The following is an 18,636-nucleotide window of genomic DNA, read 5'->3' as shown; positions in this document are numbered from 1 at the left end:
GAAATGAAAAGTCCGGTCGATTGGGAGGACATCCGGCTGTTCCTGGCCGTGGCCCGCGGCGAAGGGCTGAGCGCCGCGGCGCGCCAGGCGGGGTCCAGCCCGGCGACGCTGGGCCGCCGGATGACGGCGCTGGAGCGCAGCCTGGGCCAGCGCCTGTTCGTGCGTGAGCGGCTGGGCTACCGGCTGACCGAGCCGGGGCGCCAGTTCCTGGTCCAGGCCGAGGAGATGGAGGCCGCGGCCACCGGTATCGAGCGCTGGCGCGATGGGCAGTCGCCGCGCCGCACGGTGCGGATCTCGGCCGGCACCTGGACCTCCTGGTTCCTGGCCCGGCAGATCGACGCGCTGTGGTCGCCCGGCGAGCCCTGGACGATCGACTTCGTCGCCGCCAATGCCCGGCTCGACATCGCCCGCGGCCAGGCCGATATCGGCGTGCGCAACCGCCGGCCGGAGGAGCCCTGGCTGGCCGGGCGCCGCACCGGCGACGTCGCCTTCGCCGTCTATGGCCGGCGCGGCGGGCGGCTGGAAGAGCGCTGGATCGGCGTGACCGGCGACGGCGCCGTCACCCCCTCGGCCCGCTGGGTGGCGGAACGGCACGCCGCCGCCACAGTGGTGCGCGGCAACGACCCACGGCTGATCCTGGACCTGCTGCGCCGCGGCGTCGGCCGGGCGGTGCTGCCCTGCTTCGTCGGCGACGCCGATCCGGAGCTCGACCGGCTGCAGGAGATCGAGGAGCTGCGCCACCAGCAATGGCTGGTGCTGCACCAGGACGAGCGCCGCCACCCCGCCGTGCGCGCCGTGATCGAGCGCATCGTCCGGCTGATGCGGGACAACCGGGCGCTGCTGCGGGGCGAGGGCAGCGGCCCGGCGGTCTAGGCACTGTCCGTCGCCAGCCCCATGGCGGTGCCGGACAGGAGGCCGTCGACCCAGCCATTGGCGATGCGCACGGCGTCCTCCGGCGTGAACACCGAGGGGTCGAGGCAGAGCTCGAGCCACAGCCCGTCGAGCATGGCGGTGAAGGCCAGCGCCGCCAGCGCCGCGTCGACCCGGAGCGACCGGGAGCCGGCGGCCTCGGCGATCAGCCCTTCGAGCCGGCGGCGATAGGCTGCGTAGACGTCGCGATGGATCTGCCGGATCGCCTCGTCGCGGCGCACCAGGGCCCAGAAGGACAGCCAGATCGACAGCAGGTCGGGGTCCAGCACCGGCGGCCGGAAGCTGGCGTCGATGAAGGCGCGCAACCGCGCCTCGGGCGTGGCATCCGCCGCGTCCAGCGCGACAGCCAGGGTCTCGGCCACATGGCTGCCGATGGACCGGTAGGTCTCGGCGATCAGGGTGTCGATGCCGCCGAAATAATGGCGCACCAGGCCGGGCGAAACGCCGGCACGGGCGCACACCTCGCGCACCGATGTAGCGCCATGGCCGCGTTCGGCCAGGCATCGGGCCGTGGCTTCGATCAACGCCCGGCGTCTGACCGCCGGCAATTCGCGCGTGAACTTCGCGCGGGGCCCTGGTTTATCCTCGGGCACGCGATCGGGTGGGGCGGAGCGGGGCTCGGCCACGAAAGACAACGGCCCGGAGTCGCCCCCGGGCCGCATCCATCGTCACAGCAGCTGGACCGCTTCCGCCATCGGGCCCTTCTGGCCCATGCGGACCGTCAGGCGAACCCGCTGCTCGCTGTTCAGGCTCGGCAGGCCGGCCTTCTGCAGGGCGCGCGAGGCAACGTAGACGTCCTTGCCGCCGTCATCCGGCGTCACGAACCCGAAGCCCTTCTCGGCATTGAAGAACTTCACCGTGCCTTCGACCTCGGTCGCCGGGCCGCTGAAGCCGCCGCGATCGCCGCCGAAGCCGCCACCACCGCCGCCGAAGCCGCCACCGCCGCCGAAGCCGCCGCGATCCCCGCGGTCGCCGAAGCGGTTGGGCCGGAAGCCGCCACCGGCGCCGGCACCACCGCCGGCCGGCGGAGCGCCGAGCTCCTCGACACGATGGATCACCGCGACCTGCGGGCCCTTCTGACCTTCCGCGATGTCGCAGACGATCTTCGTGCCCTCATACATCTCGCGATGGCCGGACTGTTCCACGACCGAGGCGTGCAGGAACGCGTCCGGCGAACCGTCCGTCACCTGGACGAAGCCGAAACCCTTCGTCGGGTTGAACCACTTGACCACTGCCGTCACGTCACGGCGATATTCGCCGCCTCCGACGCGCGGCGGATGACGTCGGTTCATCATTGAACTGAAACTCCAAGAGAAAGTGCTGCACCAGGACCAAGGGTGCGGCTTCCGCGAGCGGAAACCAGAATCTGTCCGCTCGCAACCGGATTTGCGCCGGTGCTGGACGGTCTGAACGTTTTTGTCGAGACGACCATTCGTTACCTAGAGACAACCAGCCCGCGTGTGGTTGACCACCCGCGGGCGAAGTAACGTCTCTCTACCCCTCAGCCGAGCCTACAGAAGACACCCGGACGAACTATAACCTCAGGCCGAGCGCCTTGACCATAGGCGTTCGGCCGCGGTCGGAGAGAATCTTTCGCAGGACAATTCCAGCCGGACTCAGCGCGAGAGTCGCACCGGGGCGCCGGTCTTGACCGATTCCCAGGCCGCGTCGGCGAGCAGCAGGGCGCGCTTGCCGTCCTCGCCGCCGGCCCGGGGGGCCCGCCCCTCCAGCACCGCGTCGATGAAATCGTCGAGCTCGCGTCGATAGGCCTCGGCATAGCGCTCCAGGAAGAAATGCAGCGGCTTGTCCCGCACCACCCCGTCGGCGCCGGCATATTCCACCGTGGTCGCGGCCCGGTTCTCGGCCCGCAGCATGCCGAGCGAGCCGAAGGCCTCGACCCGCTGGTCGTAGCCATAGACGGCGCGGCGGCTGTTGGAGATCTGGGCGATGGCGCCGCCCGCGGTCTTCAGCGTCACCACCGCGGTGTCGACGTCGCCCTCGGCGCCGATCGCCGGGTCGACCAGGTTGCTGGCCGTCGCATAGATCTCCACCGGCTCCTCGCCGAGCAGCCAGCGGGCGATGTCGAAATCATGGATCATCATGTCCCGGAACAGCCCGCCGGAGACGCGGATGTAGCTGGCCGGCGGCGGGCCGGGGTCGCGGCTGGTGATCGCCACCAGCTCGACCTTGCCGATGCGGCCTTCGGCGATGCCGGCATGGACCGCTTCGAAGCTGGGGTCGAAGCGCCGGTTGAAGCCGAGCGCCAGCGGCACCCCGGCCTGGGCGACGATGTCGAGGCAGCCCTCGACCCGGGCGCTGTCGAGGTCGATCGGCTTTTCGCAGAAGATCGCCTTGCCGGCCTTGGCGGCGGCCTCGATCAGGTCGGCATGGGTATCGGTCGAGCTGGCGATCACCACCGCGTCGGCGCCGTCCAGCGCCGCCAGCCCGTCGCCGACCGCGGCGCCGTGCTGCTTGGCCAGCGCCTCGGCCGATTCATGGTGCACGTCGACCACGGTGACCAGTCGGGTCCGCGGGTTCCGGGCGATGTTGTCGGCATGGATCTTCCCGATCCGTCCGGCACCGAACTGGCAGATCTTGAGCATGGTTCCTCTCCCTCGCGACGCGCCGGATCATCGGCCCGGCGTCGGCCGATCGCGACAGAAAAATCAGAATTCTGAGGTTGCAGTCAAATGGAATATTTGTTCTATTTGACTGAAATCGCCCTGGGGAGGACCAGCCATGACCCGCCATCTGACCGGCCACCGCGGCGGCTTCGGCCCGGGGCTGACGCAGATCACCCGCTTCGACGAGCCCGAGGACGACACCGGCATCGCGGTCGCCGTGCTGAAGCTGGCACCGGGCGAGAGCCGGGAGATCGAGACCGCGAACGAGACCGCCTGGCTCTTGATGTCCGGCACCGCGGAGGTGACGGTCGACAACCAGTCTGTCCGTTTCACCCGCGCCTCGCTGTTCGATGAATCGGCCAGCGCCGTCCATGTCGCCGCCGGCGCCCGGGTGCGGCTTGCCGCCGAGACCGAGGCCGAATTCACGGTCTACGAGACGAAGAACGCCAAGCCCTTCCCGTCCCGTGTCTTCGGACCGGAGGATGTGCCGAACGAGCACCGCGGCAAGGGCCAGGTCGATAATGCCTGCTACCGCTATGTCCGCACCATCTTCGACCTGCGCAACAGCGACCCGAACGCCGAGCTGGTGCTGGGCGAGGTGGTGACCTTCCCCGGCCGCTGGTCCAGCTATCCTCCGCACCACCACCCGCAGCCGGAGATCTACCACTATCGCTTCACCGATCCGCGCGGCTACGGCCATGCCGAGCTGGGCGAGACCGTGCTGAAGGTGCGGGCGAACGACACCATCAAGATCTTCGACGGCTTCGACCACGCGCAATGCGCGGCGCCCGGCTACGGCATGTACTACGCCTGGGTGATCCGGCACCTGGCCGGCAACCCCTACACCGTGCCCGAATTCACCGAGGAGCATCGCTGGACCATGGACGCGAAGGCCGAGTTCTGGCGCCCGGAGGGGGTCTCGCGTCATGGCTGAGCCCACGCTTGATGTCATCTGCATCGGCCGGTCCTCGGTCGACCTCTATGGCGAGCAGGTCGGCGGCCGGCTGGAGGACATGGCGTCCTTCGCCAAATATGTCGGCGGCTGCCCGACCAACATCTCGGTCGGCGGCGCCCGGCTGGGCCTGCGCACCGCCCTGCTCACCCGGGTCGGCGACGAGCATATGGGCCGCTTCATCCGCGAGCAGCTGGCGGCGGAAGGCGTCGACACCAGCCATGTCATCACCGACCAGAAGCGCCTGACCGCGCTGGTGATCCTGGGCATCCGCGACCGCCACACCTTCCCGCTGATCTTCTACCGCGAGGACTGCGCCGACATGGCGCTGTCCGAGGACGACATCGACGAGGCCTTCATCGCCTCGGCCCGCGCCGTGGTGGTCACCGGTACCCATTTCTCCACACCCTCGGTCGCGGCGATGAGCCGGAAGGCGATGCGGCTGGCCCATGCCCATGGCCGCAAGGTGGCGCTGGACATCGACTACCGCCCGGTGCTGTGGGCACTGACCGGCCACGGGCTGGGCGAGGAGCGCTTCGTCGAAAGCTCGGCGGTCAGCGCCCATCTCCAGGCGATCCTGCCGGACTGCGACCTGATCGTCGGCACCGAGGAGGAGATCCACATCGCCGGCGGCGCCACCGACACGCTGGCGGCGCTGCGCCGGGTGCGCGCGCTGAGCACCGCCACCATCGTGGTCAAGCGCGGGCCGATGGGCTGCGTCGTGTTCCCGGGCGCGATCCCGGACGACATCGAGCAGGGGGTGAAGGGCCCCGGCTTCCCGGTCGAGGTCTACAATGTGCTGGGCGCCGGCGACGGCTTCATGGCCGGCTTCCTGCGCGGCTGGCTGCGCGACGAGCCGGTCGAGGCCGCCTGCCGCTACGCCAATGCCTGCGGCGCCTTCGCCGTGTCGCGGCATGGCTGCGCCCCGTCCTATCCGAGCTGGGCGGAGCTGTCGCAGTTCCTGGCCGAGGGCAGCGCCCATCACCGGCTGCGCGAGGATCCCGCCCTGAACCAGGTGCATTGGGCGACGACCCGGATCCGCGACTGGCCCGAGGTCCATGCCATGGCCTTCGATCACCGGTCGCAGCTGGAGGAGATGGCGGCGCGCCACGGCGTCGACCCGGAGCGGATCGGCGAGTTCAAGCTGCTGGCCTGGCAGGCGGCGAAGCAGGCGCATGGCGACCGGCCCGGCTTCGGCGTGCTGATCGACGGCAGGCTGGGCAGCGAGGCGCTGTTCGCCGCCGCCGGCAGCGGCGCCTGGATCGGCCGGCCGATCGAGCTGCCGGGGTCGCGCCCGCTGCGCTTCGAGGGTGGACCGGATGTCGGCGTCACCCTGCGGGAATGGCCGCTTGAGCATGTGGTGAAGTGCCTGGTGCAGTACCATCCGGACGACCCGCCGGAGATCCAGGCCGAGCAGGATCGCCAGCTGCTGACGCTGTTCGACGCCAGCCGCGCCACCCGGCACGAGCTGCTGATCGAGGTGATCCCGCCGAGATCGATGCCGGCCGACGACCGCACCGTGGCCCGGGCGCTGGACCATCTCTATGGCATCGGCATCCATCCGGACTGGTGGAAGCTGCCGCCGCCGCCCTCGGAGGCCGCCTGGGCGGCGATCCAGGAGGTGATCGCCCGGCGCGACCCGCATTGCCGCGGCGTGGTGCTGCTGGGGCTGGAGGCGCCGGAGGAGGAGCTGATGGCGGCCTTCATCCTGGCAGCGCGCCAGCCCTGGTGCCGCGGCTTCGCGGTCGGCCGCACCATCTTCGGCCGCGCCGCCGAGGACTGGATCGCCGGGCGCATCGACGATGACGAAGCGGTGAGACGGATGGCCGCCAGCTATGGCAGCCTGATCGCCGCCTGGGAGAATGCCCGCGCCGCAGCGCAAGCCGCGGCCTGAAGGAGCGATAGCGATGGGAACCGTGCGTTTGACCATGGCGCAGGCCCTGGTGCGCCACCTCGCCGCGCAATGGATCGAGGCGGAGGACGGCAGCCGGGAGCGCCTGTTCGCCGGCTGCTGGGCGATCTTCGGCCATGGCAACGTCGCCGGCATGGGCGAGGCGCTGTACGCCCATCGCGAGGATCTGCCGACCCTGCGGGCGCACAATGAGCAGGCGATGGCCCTGGCCGCGATCGCCTATGCCAAGGCCAAGTTCCGCCGCCGGATGATGGCGGTCACCACCTCGATCGGCCCGGGCGCCACCAACCTGGTGACGGCCGCCGCCCTGGCCCATGTCGACCGGCTGCCGGTGCTGCTGCTGCCCGGCGACATCTATGCCAGCCGCCGGCCCGACCCGGTGCTGCAGCAGGTCGAGGATTTCGGCGACGGCACGGTCAGCGCCAATGACTGCTTCCGCCCGGTGTCGCGCTATTTCGACCGGATCACGCGGCCGGAGCAGATCCTGACCGCCCTGCCCCGCGCCCTGGCGGTGCTGACCGACCCGGCGGAATGCGGGCCGGTGACGCTGGCGCTGTGCCAGGACGTGCAGGCCGAAGCCTATGACTACCCCGCCTGGTTCTTCGAGGACCAGGTCCACCGCATCCGCCGCCCCGGCCCGGACGAGACCGAGCTGGCCCAGGCCGTCGCGGCGCTGAAGTCGGCCGAGCGGCCGCTGGTGATCGCCGGCGGCGGCGTGCTGTACTCCGGCGCCGCCAAGGCCCTGGCCGGCTTCGCCGAGCGCCACGGCCTGCCGCTGGCCGAGACCCAGGCCGGCAAGGGCAGCCTGGCCTGGAACCACCCGGCCAATGCCGGCTCGATCGGCGTCACCGGATCGAGCGCTGCCAATGCCCTGGCGGTCGACGCCGATGTGGTGCTGGCGGTCGGCACCAGGCTGCAGGACTTCACCACCGGCTCCCGCGCCCTGTTCCGGGCGCCGGGGCGCACCCTGATCCAGCTGAACGCCGCCGTGTTCGACGCCGGCAAGCACGGCGCCTTGCCGCTGGTTGCCGATGCGCGGCGCGGCCTCGACGAGCTGTCCGAGGCTTTGGGCTCCTGGACCGCGCCGAAGGCCCAGTCCGACCGGACGAAGGGGCTGATCGCGGAATGGACCGCGTCGGTCGACCGCGCCACTGCCGCCAGCAACGCCCCCCTGCCCTCCGACGCCCAGGTGCTGGGCGCGGTCAACCGGGCGGCCGGGCGCGGCGCCGTCGTGGTCTGCGCCGCCGGCGGCCTGCCGGGCGAGCTGCACAAGCTATGGCGCACCGACGCGCCGGGCGGCTACCACCTGGAATACGGCTATTCCTGCATGGGCTACGAGATCGCCGGCGGCCTCGGGGTCAAGCTGGCCCGGCCGGACCGCGAGGTCTATATCCTGGTCGGCGACGGCAGCTACATGATGATGAACTCCGAGATCGCCACCGCGGTGCAGCAGGGCGTCAAGCTGACCATCGTCGTGCTCGACAACCGAGGCTTCGGCTGCATCAACCGGCTGCAGAACGCGACCGGCGGCGCCTCCTTCAACAACCTGTTCCGCGACATCGCCGGCGCCCAGCCGATCGACTTCGCCCTGCACGCCGCCAGCATGGGCGCGGCGTCGGAGAAGGTGGCGGGCATCGCCGAGCTTGAAGGCGCGCTGCTGCGGGCCAAGGCGACCGACCAGACCAGCGTCATCGTCATCGACACCGACCCGGTGGTGACGACCGAGGCCGGTGGCGCCTGGTGGGACGTGGCCGTCCCCGAGGTCTCCGACCGCGACCAGGTGCGCCAGGCCCGCGCCGGCTACGAAGAACAGCTGGCCGGCCACCCCGTCACCGGGCGCAACGCGTGACCCATTCCCCGCACACGAACCCGACGAGACCGCCGCGATGACCGTCACCCTCGGCACCAACCCGATCGCCTGGAGCAACGACGACCTGCCGGAGCTGGGCGGCGAGACGCCGCTCGAGACCTGCCTGTTCGAGGCGCGCGAGGCCGGCTTCACCGGCATCGAGCTGGGCAACAAGTTCCCGCGCCAGACCGACACGCTGCGGCCGATCCTGGAGGCGCACCGTCTGGCCCTGATCTCCGGCTGGTACAGCGCCAACCTGCTCGACCGCTCGGTCGAGGAGGAGATCGCGGCGATGGAGCCGCATCTGGCGCTTCTCGCCGCGCTCGGCTGCAAGGTCATGGTGTTCTGCGACACCTCCGGTGCCGTGCATGGCGACCGCGGCACGCCGCTGTCGCAGCGCCCGACCCTGCCGGACGACGCCTGGCCGGAGTTCGGCCGCAAGCTGACCGCGGTCGGCGATCATATGGCCAAGCGCGGCGTGCGGCTGGCCTATCACCACCACATGGGAACCCTGGTGCAGAGCGAGGCCGAGGTCGACCTCCTGATGCAGCACACCGGCCTGTCGGTCGGCCTGCTGCTCGATTCCGGCCACATGACCGTGGCGGGCGGCGATCCAGCGGCGCTGGCCAGGCGCTACGCCAGCCGGATCAACCACGTCCACGCCAAGGATGTGCGCCCCGACGTGCTGCAGAAGGTTCTGGACGAGGATTGGAGCTTCCTCGATGGCGTCATCGGCGGGCTGTTCACCGTGCCGGGCGACGGCATGGTCGACTTCCCACGGATCTTCGACGCCCTGCCGAAGAGCTACAGCGGCTGGATGGTGGTGGAGGCCGAGCAGGACCCGGCCAAGGCGCATCCGCTGACCTATGCCCGGCTGGGCTACCGCAACCTGTGGAAGTTCGCCACCGGCGCCGGCTTCGAGGTGAAGAGCTGACGGCCGGATCGGGCAACACGCTGTTATGCAAATTTCCCCATCCGGGCGAGGCGGTTGATGTCATAGTGACGCATCGAATCAACTCACCCGGATGGTGAAATGTCGGCCTCTTCGTCTTTCTTCGCCTTCTTCGCCCGCATCTTCCTCGCCGTCCTGTTCGTGGTCTCCGGCTGGGCCAAGCTGAGCGGCTTCGAGGGCACCGTCGGCTACGTCGCCTCCAACGGCCTGCCGGTGCCGCAGCTCTTCGCCGCGCTCACCATCCTGATCGAGCTCGGCGGCGGCGTCCTGCTGATCCTCGGCCTGTTCTCGCGCCTCGCCGCCTTCATCATGGCCGGCTTCACGCTGCTGACCATCGTCCTGGTCCATCATTTCTGGACCATGACCGATGCCGACGCGGCGATGAACCAGCTGATGGCGATGAAGAACCTCGCCATTGCCGGCGGCCTGCTGATGGTCACCGCCTTCGGCCCCGGCGCCTGGGCGGTCGGCCCCGGCCGCGACTGAGGCGCAGCCACCCGGATGTCTTGAAAACGGCGGGCCTCACAGCCCGCCGTTTTGTTACAGGACGAAGTCGGCCGCGACCAAGCCGATGGCGCCGGTCAGGACGATGTGGAAGTCGGAGGCGCGGCCGCCATTGATGTCGCCGGCGATGGTGGTGGTGCCGCCCGCCACGGAGTACCGGAGCTGCCCGGCGACGCCGGTGTAGAGGCCGGTTCCGATGAAGCTGAAGGCCTGGTCGCCGGCTGCCGCGCCGGCGCCGCCGTTCAGATGATCGGCCCCCGACCAGCCCGACGAGCACGTCGTTGCCGCCATTGCCCGACAGCAGATTGTCGAGGAGCGACCCGGTCAGGTCGTCCACATAGGCCGTGCCCTGGATATTCTCGACCGTGTTCTCGACCTCGTCGCCCTGGGCTTCGCCACCTGTACTGTCGGCCCCGATCACGACCTGGACACCGACCGAGCCGTCATACACCACCGTGTCGATGCCGGAGCGCCCCTGCAACAAGTCTGCCCCGGCGCCACCATTGAGGACGTCGTCGCCGATCCCACCCCTGCCGCCGACGGCGCGTCCTCCAAACGGAGGATCGAGGATGAAATGATGATACGGGCGGGATCGACGATGCCAGCGTCAGCGGTGCTTGAACGCCGCCGGGCGCTTCTCGGCGAAGGCGGCCATGCCTTCGCGCCGGTCCTCGGTCGCGAAGGTGGCGTGGAACAGCCGCCGCTCGAACAGGATGCCCTCCGCCAGCGGCGTCTCGTCGGCGCGGTGCACCGCCTCCTTCGCCATCATCGTGATCGGCAGGGAATAGCCGGCGATCGTCTCCGCCGCCTTCACCGCCTCGGCCAGCAGTTCGGCCGCCGGCACCACGCGGGCGACCAAGCCCGACCGCTCGGCCTCGGCCGCATCCATCATCCGGCCGGTCAGCACCAGATCCATCGCCTTCGACCGGCCGATCAGCTTGGTCAGGCGCTGGGTGCCGCCGGAGCCCGGGATGGTGCCCAGCTTGATCTCCGGCTGGCCGAACTTGGCCGTGTCGGCGGCGATGATGAAGTCGCACATCATCGCGATCTCGCAGCCGCCGCCCAGGGCATAGCCGGCAACCGCGGCGATGATCGGCTTGCGCGCCTTGGTGATGCAGGTCCAGTTCTCGATCAGGTTGCCGCGATAGGCGGCGATGAAGTCCTTCGACGCCATCTCCTTGATGTCCGCCCCGGCGGCAAAGGCCTTCTCCGACCCGGTCAGGACGAGGGCGCCGACGCTGTCATCCGCATCGAAGGCCGCCAGAGCCTGGCCGAGATCCCGGAAGATCGCGTCGTTCAGCGCGTTCAGCGCCTGCGGCCGGTTCAGGGTGATCAGGCCGACCCGCCCCCGGGTCTCGACCAGGATGGTCTCGTAGCTTGCGGTCATGAAACGCTCCTCCGCATCTTCGATTGATCGAACGCCCGGTCAGCGCTGGCAGACCGGGCAGAAGAAGGTGCTGCGGCCGGACTGGACGAGTCGCTGCACCGTGCCCCGGCACTTCGGCGTCCGGCACGGCTCGCCCTCGCGGTCGTAGACCGACCAGGAATGCTGGAAATAGCCGAGCTCGCCGTCGACCTGGACATAGTCGCGCAGCGACGACCCGCCGGCCTCGATGGCGCGCTGCAGCACCGCCTTGATCTCCGGCACCAACCGCGCCGCCCGCACCCCGGCGACCGAGGCGGCCACCCGGCGGGGCGAGATCCGCGCCGCCCACAGCGCCTCGCAGACATAGATGTTGCCGAGGCCGGCGACCACGCGCTGGTCCAGCAGGGCCGCCTTGATCGGCGTGATCTTGCGGGCCAGGGCCTGGTCGAGATAGGCGGCGTCGAACTCGTCCGACAGCGGCTCCGGCCCCAGCGCCTCCAGCGATTTGTGGGCGTGCAGCGCGTTCTGGCTGACCAGGTCCATCATGCCGAAGCGGCGGGTGTCGTTGAAGGTGACGACCGACCCCGCCTCGGTCTCGAACACCACATGATCGTGCGGGCTGACGATCTCCGGCCGGCCCTGGGTGACCATCATCCGGCCGGACATGCCGAGATGGATCAAGAGCACCATGCCGTCGTCGAGATGGATCAGCAGGTATTTGGCACGCCGGTCCAGGCGGACGATGCGGCGGCCGGTCAGCCGCTCGACCATCCGCTCGGGCAGCGGGAAGCGCAAATCGGGGCGGCGTTGCTCGACGCGGGCCAGGATCTGGCCTTCCAGGACGGGCACCAGGCCGCGGCGAACGGTCTCGACTTCAGGGAGCTCGGGCATGGCCGGCACACTGGCACGACCCGGCGCCGGACGCTATGGTCCCGGCCATGAGCGACGCGCCCCACAATCCCGAGTCCCGCTGGTTCGGCGACACCGAGGTCGACCCGACGGAGAAGACCCACCGCGTCCACGGCGTCTTCAGCAGCGTGGCCCAGCGCTACGACCTGATGAACGACCTGATGAGCGGCGGCGTCCACCGGCTGTGGAAGGCGCAGTTTATCGCCGCGATCCGGCCCCGCCCCGGCGAGACCCTGCTCGACGTGGCCGGCGGCACCGGCGACATCGCCTTCCGTTTCCTCGACCGCGCCGGCGTGGACAGCACAGGCCGGGGCGCCCGCGCCATCATATGCGACCTGACCGAGGGCATGGTCGCGGTCGGCCGCGACCGGGCGATCGACCGCGGTTGGGTCGGCCCGATCCTGCACATGGTCGGCAATGCCGAATCGCTGCCTGTCGCCGACCGGTCGGTCGACGTCTACACCATCTCCTTCGGCCTCAGGAACGTGACCCGGATCGACGGCGCGCTGCGCGAGGCGCGGCGGGTGCTGAAACCGGGCGGGCGCTTCTTCTGCCTGGAGTTCAGCAAGGTCGTGCTGCCCGGCCTGGACCGCGCCTACGACCTCTACTCCCGCGCCGTGATCCCGCGCATGGGCAAGGTTGTGGCCAAGGACGAGGACAGCTACCGCTACCTGGTCGAGAGCATCCGCCGCTTCCCCGACCAGCCGAGCCTGGCCGAGCGAATCGAGGCCGCCGGGCTGGAGCGGGTGCGCTGGACCAACCTGTCGGCCGGCATCGCCGCCATTCATACCGGCTGGCGGATCTAAGGGTTCGGAGGCGACGAGAGGCGCTTTACGGCTCTGGTGATTGCATCCGCGCAGGAATGCGCATATCTTTGCCTGATATATGCGCATCAAATGGACGAAGAGATGCTTGTCCGCTATCAGGAAGACGCCCCCAAGAAGCCCGTCAACTGCAGTATGAACAGTGACCTTGTGGCCCGGGCCAAGGCCATGGGCGTCAATGTTTCCGCTGCAGCCGAAGCTGGCCTCCTCGCCGCCATGGAACAGGCTGAGCGCCGGCGGATCGAGGAGGAGACAGCGGCGTCTGTTGCGTTTTGGAACGACTACGAAGCCCGATTCGGGGCGCCAGCCGACGAGTACTGCGAGATCTGATGCCCGATGCCGCAATTCGATGTGCATCGGAACATCGGAGCGACGAAGGCCGCGTACCCCTATGTGGTCGTCCTGCAATCCAGTCTGTTCCGGGACCGGGCACGCTGGGTCGTCATCCCACTGGCTCCGGCCACGCCCGACCTGCCACGGAATGACCGATTGAACCCGATCTTCGACCTTGAAGGTAGGCGGTACGGGCTGGCCACACTGGCGATCTTCAATCTGCCGAAAGAGCAACTCGGTCCGGTCGTTGCCAACCTCACCGCGGAGAGCGACACCATCATCGCCGCGGTCGACTGGATGATGAGCCGCGGCTGGGGCTGAGCTCGATTTCACGACCACCGTCGCGCATTTCGTCGCAAGCAACGATTGGAGGGCTTGCCGAATCCGGCTGGGCGCCCTAAAGAACATTCATGCGATGTAATTCGCTCTCCGCCGCCCTGGGGACCTGCCGTGACGCTGACGCTGCGTGACCGCCGCATCCTGCTGGTCATCGCGGGCGGCATCGCCGCCTACAAATCGCTGGACCTGATCCGCCGCCTGCGCGAGCGCGGCGCCCGGGTGCGCTGCATCCTGACCCAGGCGGCGACGGAGTTCGTCACCCCCCTCGCCGTCTCGGCCCTGACCGAGGACAAGGTTTATGGCGCGCTGTTCTCGCTGACCGACGAATCGGAGATGGGCCACATCCGGCTGTCGCGCGACGCCGACCTGCTGGTGGTGGCCCCGGCCACCGCCAACATCCTGGCGCGGATGGCCGCCGGCCTGGCCGACGACCTGGCCACCACCGCGTTGCTGGCCACCGACAAGCCGGTGCTGGTGGCCCCGGCGATGAATGTCCGGATGTGGGACCACCCGGCGACCCGCGACAACCTGGCGCTGCTGCAGCGCCGCGGCGTGCGCCTGGTCGGCCCGAACCCGGGCGAGATGGCCTGCGGCGAATACGGCTTCGGCCGCATGTCTGAGCCGCTGGAGATCGTTGCCGCGGTCGAGGCATATTTCGCCGAATTCGACCGCTTCGGCACCGGCGGCCCGCTGCAGGACCGCCACGTCATCGTCACCAGCGGCCCGACGCATGAGCCGATCGACCCGGTGCGCTACATCGCCAACCGTTCCTCCGGCAAGCAGGGCCATGCCATCGCCGCGGCGTTGCGCCAGGCCGGGGCGCGGGTGACGCTGGTGACCGGCCCGACCCATGAGCCGGCGCCGCACGGCGTCACATTGGTGCCGATCGAGACGGCGGACGAGATGATGGCCGCCTGCCGCGCCGCCCTGCCTGCCGACGCCGCAATTTGCGCCGCCGCGGTGGCCGACTGGCGCGTCGCCACGCCGTCCGGCCAGAAGATCAAGAAGGGCGCCGGCGGACCGCCGGCCCTGGCCCTGGCCGAGAACCCGGACATCCTGGCGACGCTGAGCGCCCCCGGCCCCGACCGGCCGGCCCTGGTGGTCGGCTTCGCCGCCGAGACCGAGGACGTGATCGCCCATGCCCAGGCCAAGCGCGCCCGCAAGGGCTGCGACTGGATCCTGGCCAACGACGTGTCGCCCGGCACCCAGGCCTTCGGCGGCGACTCGAACATCCTGCACCTGATCACCGCCGAGGGCGCCCAGACCTGGCCGCGCCTGAGCAAGGCCGATATCGGCACCCGCCTGGCCGGCGCGATCGCCCGCCATTTCGAGAAAGGCTGAGCCCGAGCCGATGACCGAAGCCGTCTCCATCGCCGTCACCCGACTGCCGCATGGCGCCGACCTGCCCCTGCCCGCCGCCGCCACCGCGCAGTCGGCCGGGCTGGACCTACTCGCGGCCGTGGCGGAGCCGGTGACGGTGGCGCCCGGCCGCCGGGTGCTGATCCCGACCGGCATCGCCATCGCCCTGCCGGGCGGCTGGGAGGCGCAGGTGCGCCCGCGCTCCGGCCTTGCCCTCAAGCACGGCATCACCATCGTCAACGCGCCCGGCACGATCGACTCCGACTACCGGGGCGAGATCGGCGTGGTGCTGATCAACCATGGCGACGAGCCGGTCGCCATCACCCGGGGCATGCGCGTCGCCCAGATGGTCGTGGCCCGCCACGCGACCGTCGCCTGGGACGAGCGGCCGGGCCTCGACACCACCGCCCGCGGCACGGGCGGCTATGGATCCACCGGAACGGGAGCCTAAGGGATGTTCCGACTGCCGAAGAAGATGCTGTTCGCGATCGAGGCGGTCCTCGACATCGCCTACAACGCCGTCGACACGCCGGTGCAGAGCGCCGAGATCACCAAGCGCCAGGGCATCCCGCGCCGGTATCTGGAGCAGGTGCTGCAGCAGCTGGTCCGGGTCGACATCCTGACCGGGGTGCGCGGGCCGCGCGGCGGCTATCGCCTGGCGCGGGAGCGCCGGCGGATCACCGTCGGCGAGATCGTCCGCGCCATCCGGTCGCTGGAGACGGCGGCCGACGATGAGGAGGCGCTGCCGCCGGGATCCCGCCTGGGCCAGGAGGTCGTCCGCCCCCTCTGGGCCGAGCTGCAGGAGGAGGCGGTCAAGAAGCTCGACGCGCTGAGCATCGAGGACTTGGCCAACCAGGCCCGCGAAAAGGGTATCCCGCGCGAACGGGCCGCCCCCGTCGACTTCTCGATCTGAACGACCGTTTGATAATGCTACTGGCGCGGCCGTCTGACGGCAGTTTCTCCGCTTCCGGTGCTCACGGACCAACGTCCGCTGCGCGCCGGTTCTCGAAACCACCGCCAGCCGACTCACGCCAGCGCATTCTCAAACGGCCTCTGAGCTCTGCCCGGGCTGATCCGAGCGGCTGGCCTTCCCCAGGGCCGGCGCGTATAAATGTTGATCAACCTATTTAACGCCCCTGGAGAGTAATATGTCCTCTTCCACCGCCGGGAAGACCGAGTTCCGAGGCAAGATCTACGACTCGATCCTCGACACCATCGGCGCGACCCCGCTGGTGCGGGTGAAGAAGCTGGCCGAGGCGCATGACGCCAGGGCCGACATCCTGGCCAAGCTGGAGTTCTTCAACCCGCTGTCGAGCGTCAAGGACCGCATCGGCCTGGCGATGATCGAGGCGCTGGAGGCGTCGGGCAAGATCAAGCCGGGCGTCAGCACCCTGATCGAGCCGACCTCGGGCAACACCGGCATCGCGCTGGCCTTCGTCGCCGCGGCCAAGGGGTACCGCCTGATCCTGACCATGCCCGAGACCATGTCGGTCGAGCGGCGCAAGATGCTGAAGCTGCTGGGCGCCGAGCTGCACCTGACCGAGGGCCCGAAGGGCATGAAGGGCGCCATCGCCAAGGCCGAGGAGTTGGTCCAGAGCATCCCGAACGCGATCATCCCGCAGCAGTTCGAGAACCCGGCCAACCCGGAGATCCACCGCCGCACCACGGCCGAGGAGATCTGGAACGACACCCAGGGCGGCGTCGACATCCTGATCTCGGGCGTCGGCACCGGCGGCACCATCACCGGTGTCTCCGAGGTGATCAAGCAGCGCAAGCCGAGCTTCAAGGCGATCGCGGTGGAGCCGGAGGACAGCCCGGTGCTGTCCGGCGGCAATCCGGGCCCGCACAAGATTCAGGGCATCGGCGCCGGATTCGTGCCCGGCGTGCTGAACACCAAGGTCATCGACGAGGTCGTGCGGATCTCGAACGAGCGGGCCTTCCAGGTCGCCCGCCAGGTCGCCAAGCTCGAGGGGATGCCGGCCGGCATCTCCTCCGGCGCCGCCCTGGCCGCGGCGCTCGAGGTCGGCGCCCGGCCGGAGAACGAGGGCAAGAAGATCGTCGTGATCGTGCCCTCGATCGCCGAGCGCTACCTGTCGACCGCGCTGTTCGAAGGGCTGGATTAAGCTCCGCCTTCTCAGTGCGTGCGGGGGAAGCGGGCCTTCGGGCCCGCTTCTTACTTGTCGAGGGCGATGACCCGGCCGATGCCGACGGCGGCGAGGAAGTCCGGGTCGTGGCTGGCGACCAGCAGCGCGCCGTCATAGGCGGCCACCGCCCGCTCGATCGCCGCGATCGAGTCGAGGTCGAGATGGTTGGTCGGCTCGTCCAGGATCAGCAGACGCGGCGGCCGCGGCCCGCCCAGCACGCAGGCCAGCGCCGCCCGCAGCGTCTCGCCGCCGCTGAGGCCGCCGACCGGGCGCAGCGCCGCGTCGGCCCGGAACAGGAAGCGCGCCAGCGCCGCCCGGCAGGCATTGTCGGTGGCATCCGGGTGCATCGCCCGGAAATTCTCCAGGATGGTGCGCTCCGGCCGCAGCCCGCCGGCCCGCTGGTCGAGCATGGCGATGCCGCCGCCGAAGCGCCGGATCCGGCCCTCATCCCGCTCCAGCTCCCCGGCCGCGAGGCGCAGCAGCGTCGACTTGCCGGCGCCGTTCGGCCCCGTCACCGCCACCCGCTCCGGCCCGGTCAGGGCGAAGGACAGGTCGCGCAGCACCGGCCGGGCCGCGCCCGGCGGCGACCAGGAGACATGCTCGAAGGCGAGGACGGAGGTGCCGACGGCCAGCCCCGTCGACGGCAGCGACGCCGCCAGCGTCTCGGTCCGCTCGACCGCGGCCCGCGCCTCGGCCAGCGCCGTCTCGGCAGCCTCCTGTCGGAGATCTTGCAGTCCGCTCTGGCGCGACTGGCTCTGCCCGGCCTTCTCCTTCTTGAAGTCCAGCAGGATCTTGGCCTGGCCGCCGCCGGCGCGGGATTTCCGGCCGCGGGCATCGCTGCGGGCCTTGCGCTCCACAGCCGCCTGCCGCTCCCGCGCCAGCCGCGCCACCTCCTGCTCGGCATGGGACAGGCCGCGCCGCGCCGCCTCGGCATCGGCCTCGCGCCGGGCCCGGTAGTCGTCCCAGTTGCCGCCATAGCTGCGGGCGCCGAGGCTGGAGAGCTCGACGATCCGGTCCATCCGGCGCAGCACCCCGCGGTCGTGGCTGACCACCAGGGCGCCGCCGCGCCAGCTCTCCAGCAGGGCGCAGACGGCGTCGCGGCCATCGGCATCGAGGTTATTGGTCGGCTCGTCCAGCACCAGCATGTCCGGCGGGTCGACCAGCAGCCCGGCCAGGACCAGGCGGGTGGCCTCGCCGCCGCTCAGAGTGCCCAGCGGCCGGCGCAGGTCGAGGTCGGCGCGCAGGCCCAGCTTGGGCAGCGCCGCGGCCGCCCGCTCCTCCACCGTCCAGTCGGCGGCGGCGAGGTCCTCCTCATCGCCCTCCCCCGCCAGCAGCCGGTCGAGCCGGGCCAGGGCCGGGGCGATACCGAGCGCGTCGGCGGCGGTCATGCCGGGCATGACCCGGACGGCCTGGGGCAGCAGGCCAATCCGGCCCTGCCGCAGGACACGGCCCGACTGCGGCGGGATCTCGCCCAGCAGCAGGCGCAGCAGCGTGGACTTGCCGACGCCGTTGCGGCCGACGAGGCCCGTCCGCTCCGCCCCGAAGGCGAGCGTCAGATCCTCGAACAGCGGGCGATGGTCAGGGGTATGGTGGGACAGCGACTCGGCGGCGAGGAGAGGCATGGCGGCTCGACGGAGGC

20 protein-coding genes and 1 pseudogene are annotated in these 18,636 nt (G+C 70.3%); 13 read left to right on the top strand and 8 right to left on the bottom strand.

Annotated features, from left to right (window positions below):
• Positions 1-3 precede the first annotated feature (3 nt).
• On the top strand, positions 4-873 hold the full coding sequence (locus tag AAHM41_RS05680) for a LysR family transcriptional regulator (protein ID WP_342235550.1): 870 nt from the start codon (positions 4-6) through the stop codon (positions 871-873).
• Here AAHM41_RS05680 and betI read toward each other — a convergent pair.
• The 3 genes from betI to iolG all read right to left on the bottom strand — a co-directional run bounded on the left by betI (position 870) and on the right by iolG (position 3,533).
• The gene (gene betI / locus AAHM41_RS05675) at positions 870-1,592 is read right to left on the bottom strand and encodes a transcriptional regulator BetI (RefSeq protein WP_342235549.1); all 723 of its coding nucleotides are present in this window, start codon (positions 1,590-1,592) and stop codon (positions 870-872) included. The genes AAHM41_RS05680 and betI overlap by 4 nt on opposite strands.
• Positions 1,593-1,598: 6 nt before the next feature.
• On the bottom strand, positions 1,599-2,225 hold the full coding sequence (locus AAHM41_RS05670) for a cold-shock protein (RefSeq protein WP_342235548.1): 627 nt from the start codon (positions 2,223-2,225) through the stop codon (positions 1,599-1,601).
• Positions 2,226-2,546: 321 nt separating this feature from the next.
• Positions 2,547-3,533 (bottom strand): inositol 2-dehydrogenase, encoded by a 987-nt coding sequence (iolG, locus tag AAHM41_RS05665; protein WP_342235547.1) that lies wholly within the window; start codon positions 3,531-3,533, stop codon positions 2,547-2,549.
• A 136-nt stretch (positions 3,534-3,669) separates the two neighbouring features.
• On the opposite strand from iolG, the gene AAHM41_RS05660 reads away from it, so the two are divergent.
• From AAHM41_RS05660 to AAHM41_RS05640, 5 genes are all read left to right on the top strand, one after another.
• Entirely contained in the window at positions 3,670-4,488 is an 819-nt protein-coding gene (locus AAHM41_RS05660) for a 5-deoxy-glucuronate isomerase (RefSeq protein ID WP_342235546.1), read from the top strand.
• Positions 4,481-6,400, top strand: a complete 1,920-nt coding sequence (locus AAHM41_RS05655) for a bifunctional 5-dehydro-2-deoxygluconokinase/5-dehydro-2-deoxyphosphogluconate aldolase (protein ID WP_342235545.1) — start codon at positions 4,481-4,483, stop codon at positions 6,398-6,400. Before AAHM41_RS05660 ends, AAHM41_RS05655 begins: the two co-directional genes overlap by 8 nt.
• Positions 6,401-6,413: 13 nt before the next feature.
• Positions 6,414-8,267: a 3D-(3,5/4)-trihydroxycyclohexane-1,2-dione acylhydrolase (decyclizing) gene (gene iolD / locus AAHM41_RS05650; RefSeq protein ID WP_342235544.1), complete on the top strand. Its 1,854-nt coding sequence runs from the start codon at positions 6,414-6,416 to the stop codon at positions 8,265-8,267.
• A gap of 37 nt (positions 8,268-8,304) precedes the next feature.
• Complete coding sequence (gene iolE / locus AAHM41_RS05645) at positions 8,305-9,201, top strand: myo-inosose-2 dehydratase (protein ID WP_342235543.1); 897 nt, start codon at positions 8,305-8,307, stop codon at positions 9,199-9,201.
• A gap of 99 nt (positions 9,202-9,300) precedes the next feature.
• Positions 9,301-9,705: a DoxX family protein gene (locus AAHM41_RS05640; protein WP_342235542.1), complete on the top strand. Its 405-nt coding sequence runs from the start codon at positions 9,301-9,303 to the stop codon at positions 9,703-9,705.
• A gap of 54 nt (positions 9,706-9,759) precedes the next feature.
• Here the strand turns inward: AAHM41_RS05640 and AAHM41_RS05635 are convergent, their stop codons facing one another.
• The 4 genes and pseudogenes from AAHM41_RS05635 to mutM all read right to left on the bottom strand — a co-directional run bounded on the left by AAHM41_RS05635 (position 9,760) and on the right by mutM (position 11,980).
• Positions 9,760-10,014: a hypothetical protein gene (locus tag AAHM41_RS05635; protein WP_342235541.1), complete on the bottom strand. Its 255-nt coding sequence runs from the start codon at positions 10,012-10,014 to the stop codon at positions 9,760-9,762.
• Between the two features lie 172 nt (positions 10,015-10,186).
• A pseudogene (locus tag AAHM41_RS40585) lies at positions 10,187-10,246 on the bottom strand (hypothetical protein); the annotation flags it as partial.
• 84 nt (positions 10,247-10,330) lie between these two features.
• The gene (locus AAHM41_RS05630) at positions 10,331-11,110 is read right to left on the bottom strand and encodes an enoyl-CoA hydratase (RefSeq protein WP_342235540.1); all 780 of its coding nucleotides are present in this window, start codon (positions 11,108-11,110) and stop codon (positions 10,331-10,333) included.
• A gap of 39 nt (positions 11,111-11,149) precedes the next feature.
• A complete protein-coding gene (gene mutM, locus AAHM41_RS05625; protein WP_342235539.1) occupies positions 11,150-11,980 on the bottom strand; it encodes a bifunctional DNA-formamidopyrimidine glycosylase/DNA-(apurinic or apyrimidinic site) lyase in 831 nt (276 codons plus the stop codon).
• Positions 11,981-12,027: 47 nt separating this feature from the next.
• On the opposite strand from mutM, the gene AAHM41_RS05620 reads away from it, so the two are divergent.
• The 7 genes from AAHM41_RS05620 (at position 12,028) to cysK (ending at position 16,976) form a co-directional block, all read left to right on the top strand.
• A complete protein-coding gene (locus AAHM41_RS05620; protein ID WP_342235538.1) occupies positions 12,028-12,804 on the top strand; it encodes a class I SAM-dependent methyltransferase in 777 nt (258 codons plus the stop codon).
• A 90-nt stretch (positions 12,805-12,894) separates the two neighbouring features.
• Entirely contained in the window at positions 12,895-13,152 is a 258-nt protein-coding gene (locus tag AAHM41_RS05615) for a type II toxin-antitoxin system CcdA family antitoxin (RefSeq protein ID WP_342235537.1), read from the top strand.
• Positions 13,153-13,158: 6 nt separating this feature from the next.
• Complete coding sequence (locus tag AAHM41_RS05610) at positions 13,159-13,476, top strand: CcdB family protein (RefSeq protein ID WP_342235536.1); 318 nt, start codon at positions 13,159-13,161, stop codon at positions 13,474-13,476.
• Between the two features lie 129 nt (positions 13,477-13,605).
• Positions 13,606-14,835 carry a bifunctional phosphopantothenoylcysteine decarboxylase/phosphopantothenate--cysteine ligase CoaBC gene (coaBC, locus tag AAHM41_RS05605; RefSeq protein ID WP_342235535.1) on the top strand — a complete coding sequence of 410 codons (1,230 nt, stop codon included), beginning with the start codon at positions 13,606-13,608 and terminating at the stop codon, positions 14,833-14,835.
• 10 nt (positions 14,836-14,845) lie between these two features.
• Entirely contained in the window at positions 14,846-15,304 is a 459-nt protein-coding gene (dut, locus tag AAHM41_RS05600) for a dUTP diphosphatase (RefSeq protein WP_342235534.1), read from the top strand.
• Between the two features lie 3 nt (positions 15,305-15,307).
• Complete coding sequence (locus AAHM41_RS05595; RefSeq protein ID WP_342235533.1) at positions 15,308-15,766, top strand: RrF2 family transcriptional regulator; 459 nt, start codon at positions 15,308-15,310, stop codon at positions 15,764-15,766.
• A gap of 235 nt (positions 15,767-16,001) precedes the next feature.
• Positions 16,002-16,976, top strand: coding sequence for a cysteine synthase A (gene cysK, locus AAHM41_RS05590; protein ID WP_342235532.1), 975 nt, complete (start codon positions 16,002-16,004; stop codon positions 16,974-16,976).
• Between the two features lie 50 nt (positions 16,977-17,026).
• Here the strand turns inward: cysK and AAHM41_RS05585 are convergent, their stop codons facing one another.
• Positions 17,027-18,619 carry an ABC-F family ATP-binding cassette domain-containing protein gene (locus AAHM41_RS05585; protein WP_342235531.1) on the bottom strand — a complete coding sequence of 531 codons (1,593 nt, stop codon included), beginning with the start codon at positions 18,617-18,619 and terminating at the stop codon, positions 17,027-17,029.
• Between the last annotated feature and the right edge of the window lie 17 nt (positions 18,620-18,636).

The organism is Inquilinus sp. OTU3971, assembly GCF_038440215.1.
The sequence above is the reverse complement of the archived record's forward strand: the minus strand, read 5'-3'. Positions and strand labels throughout refer to the sequence as shown.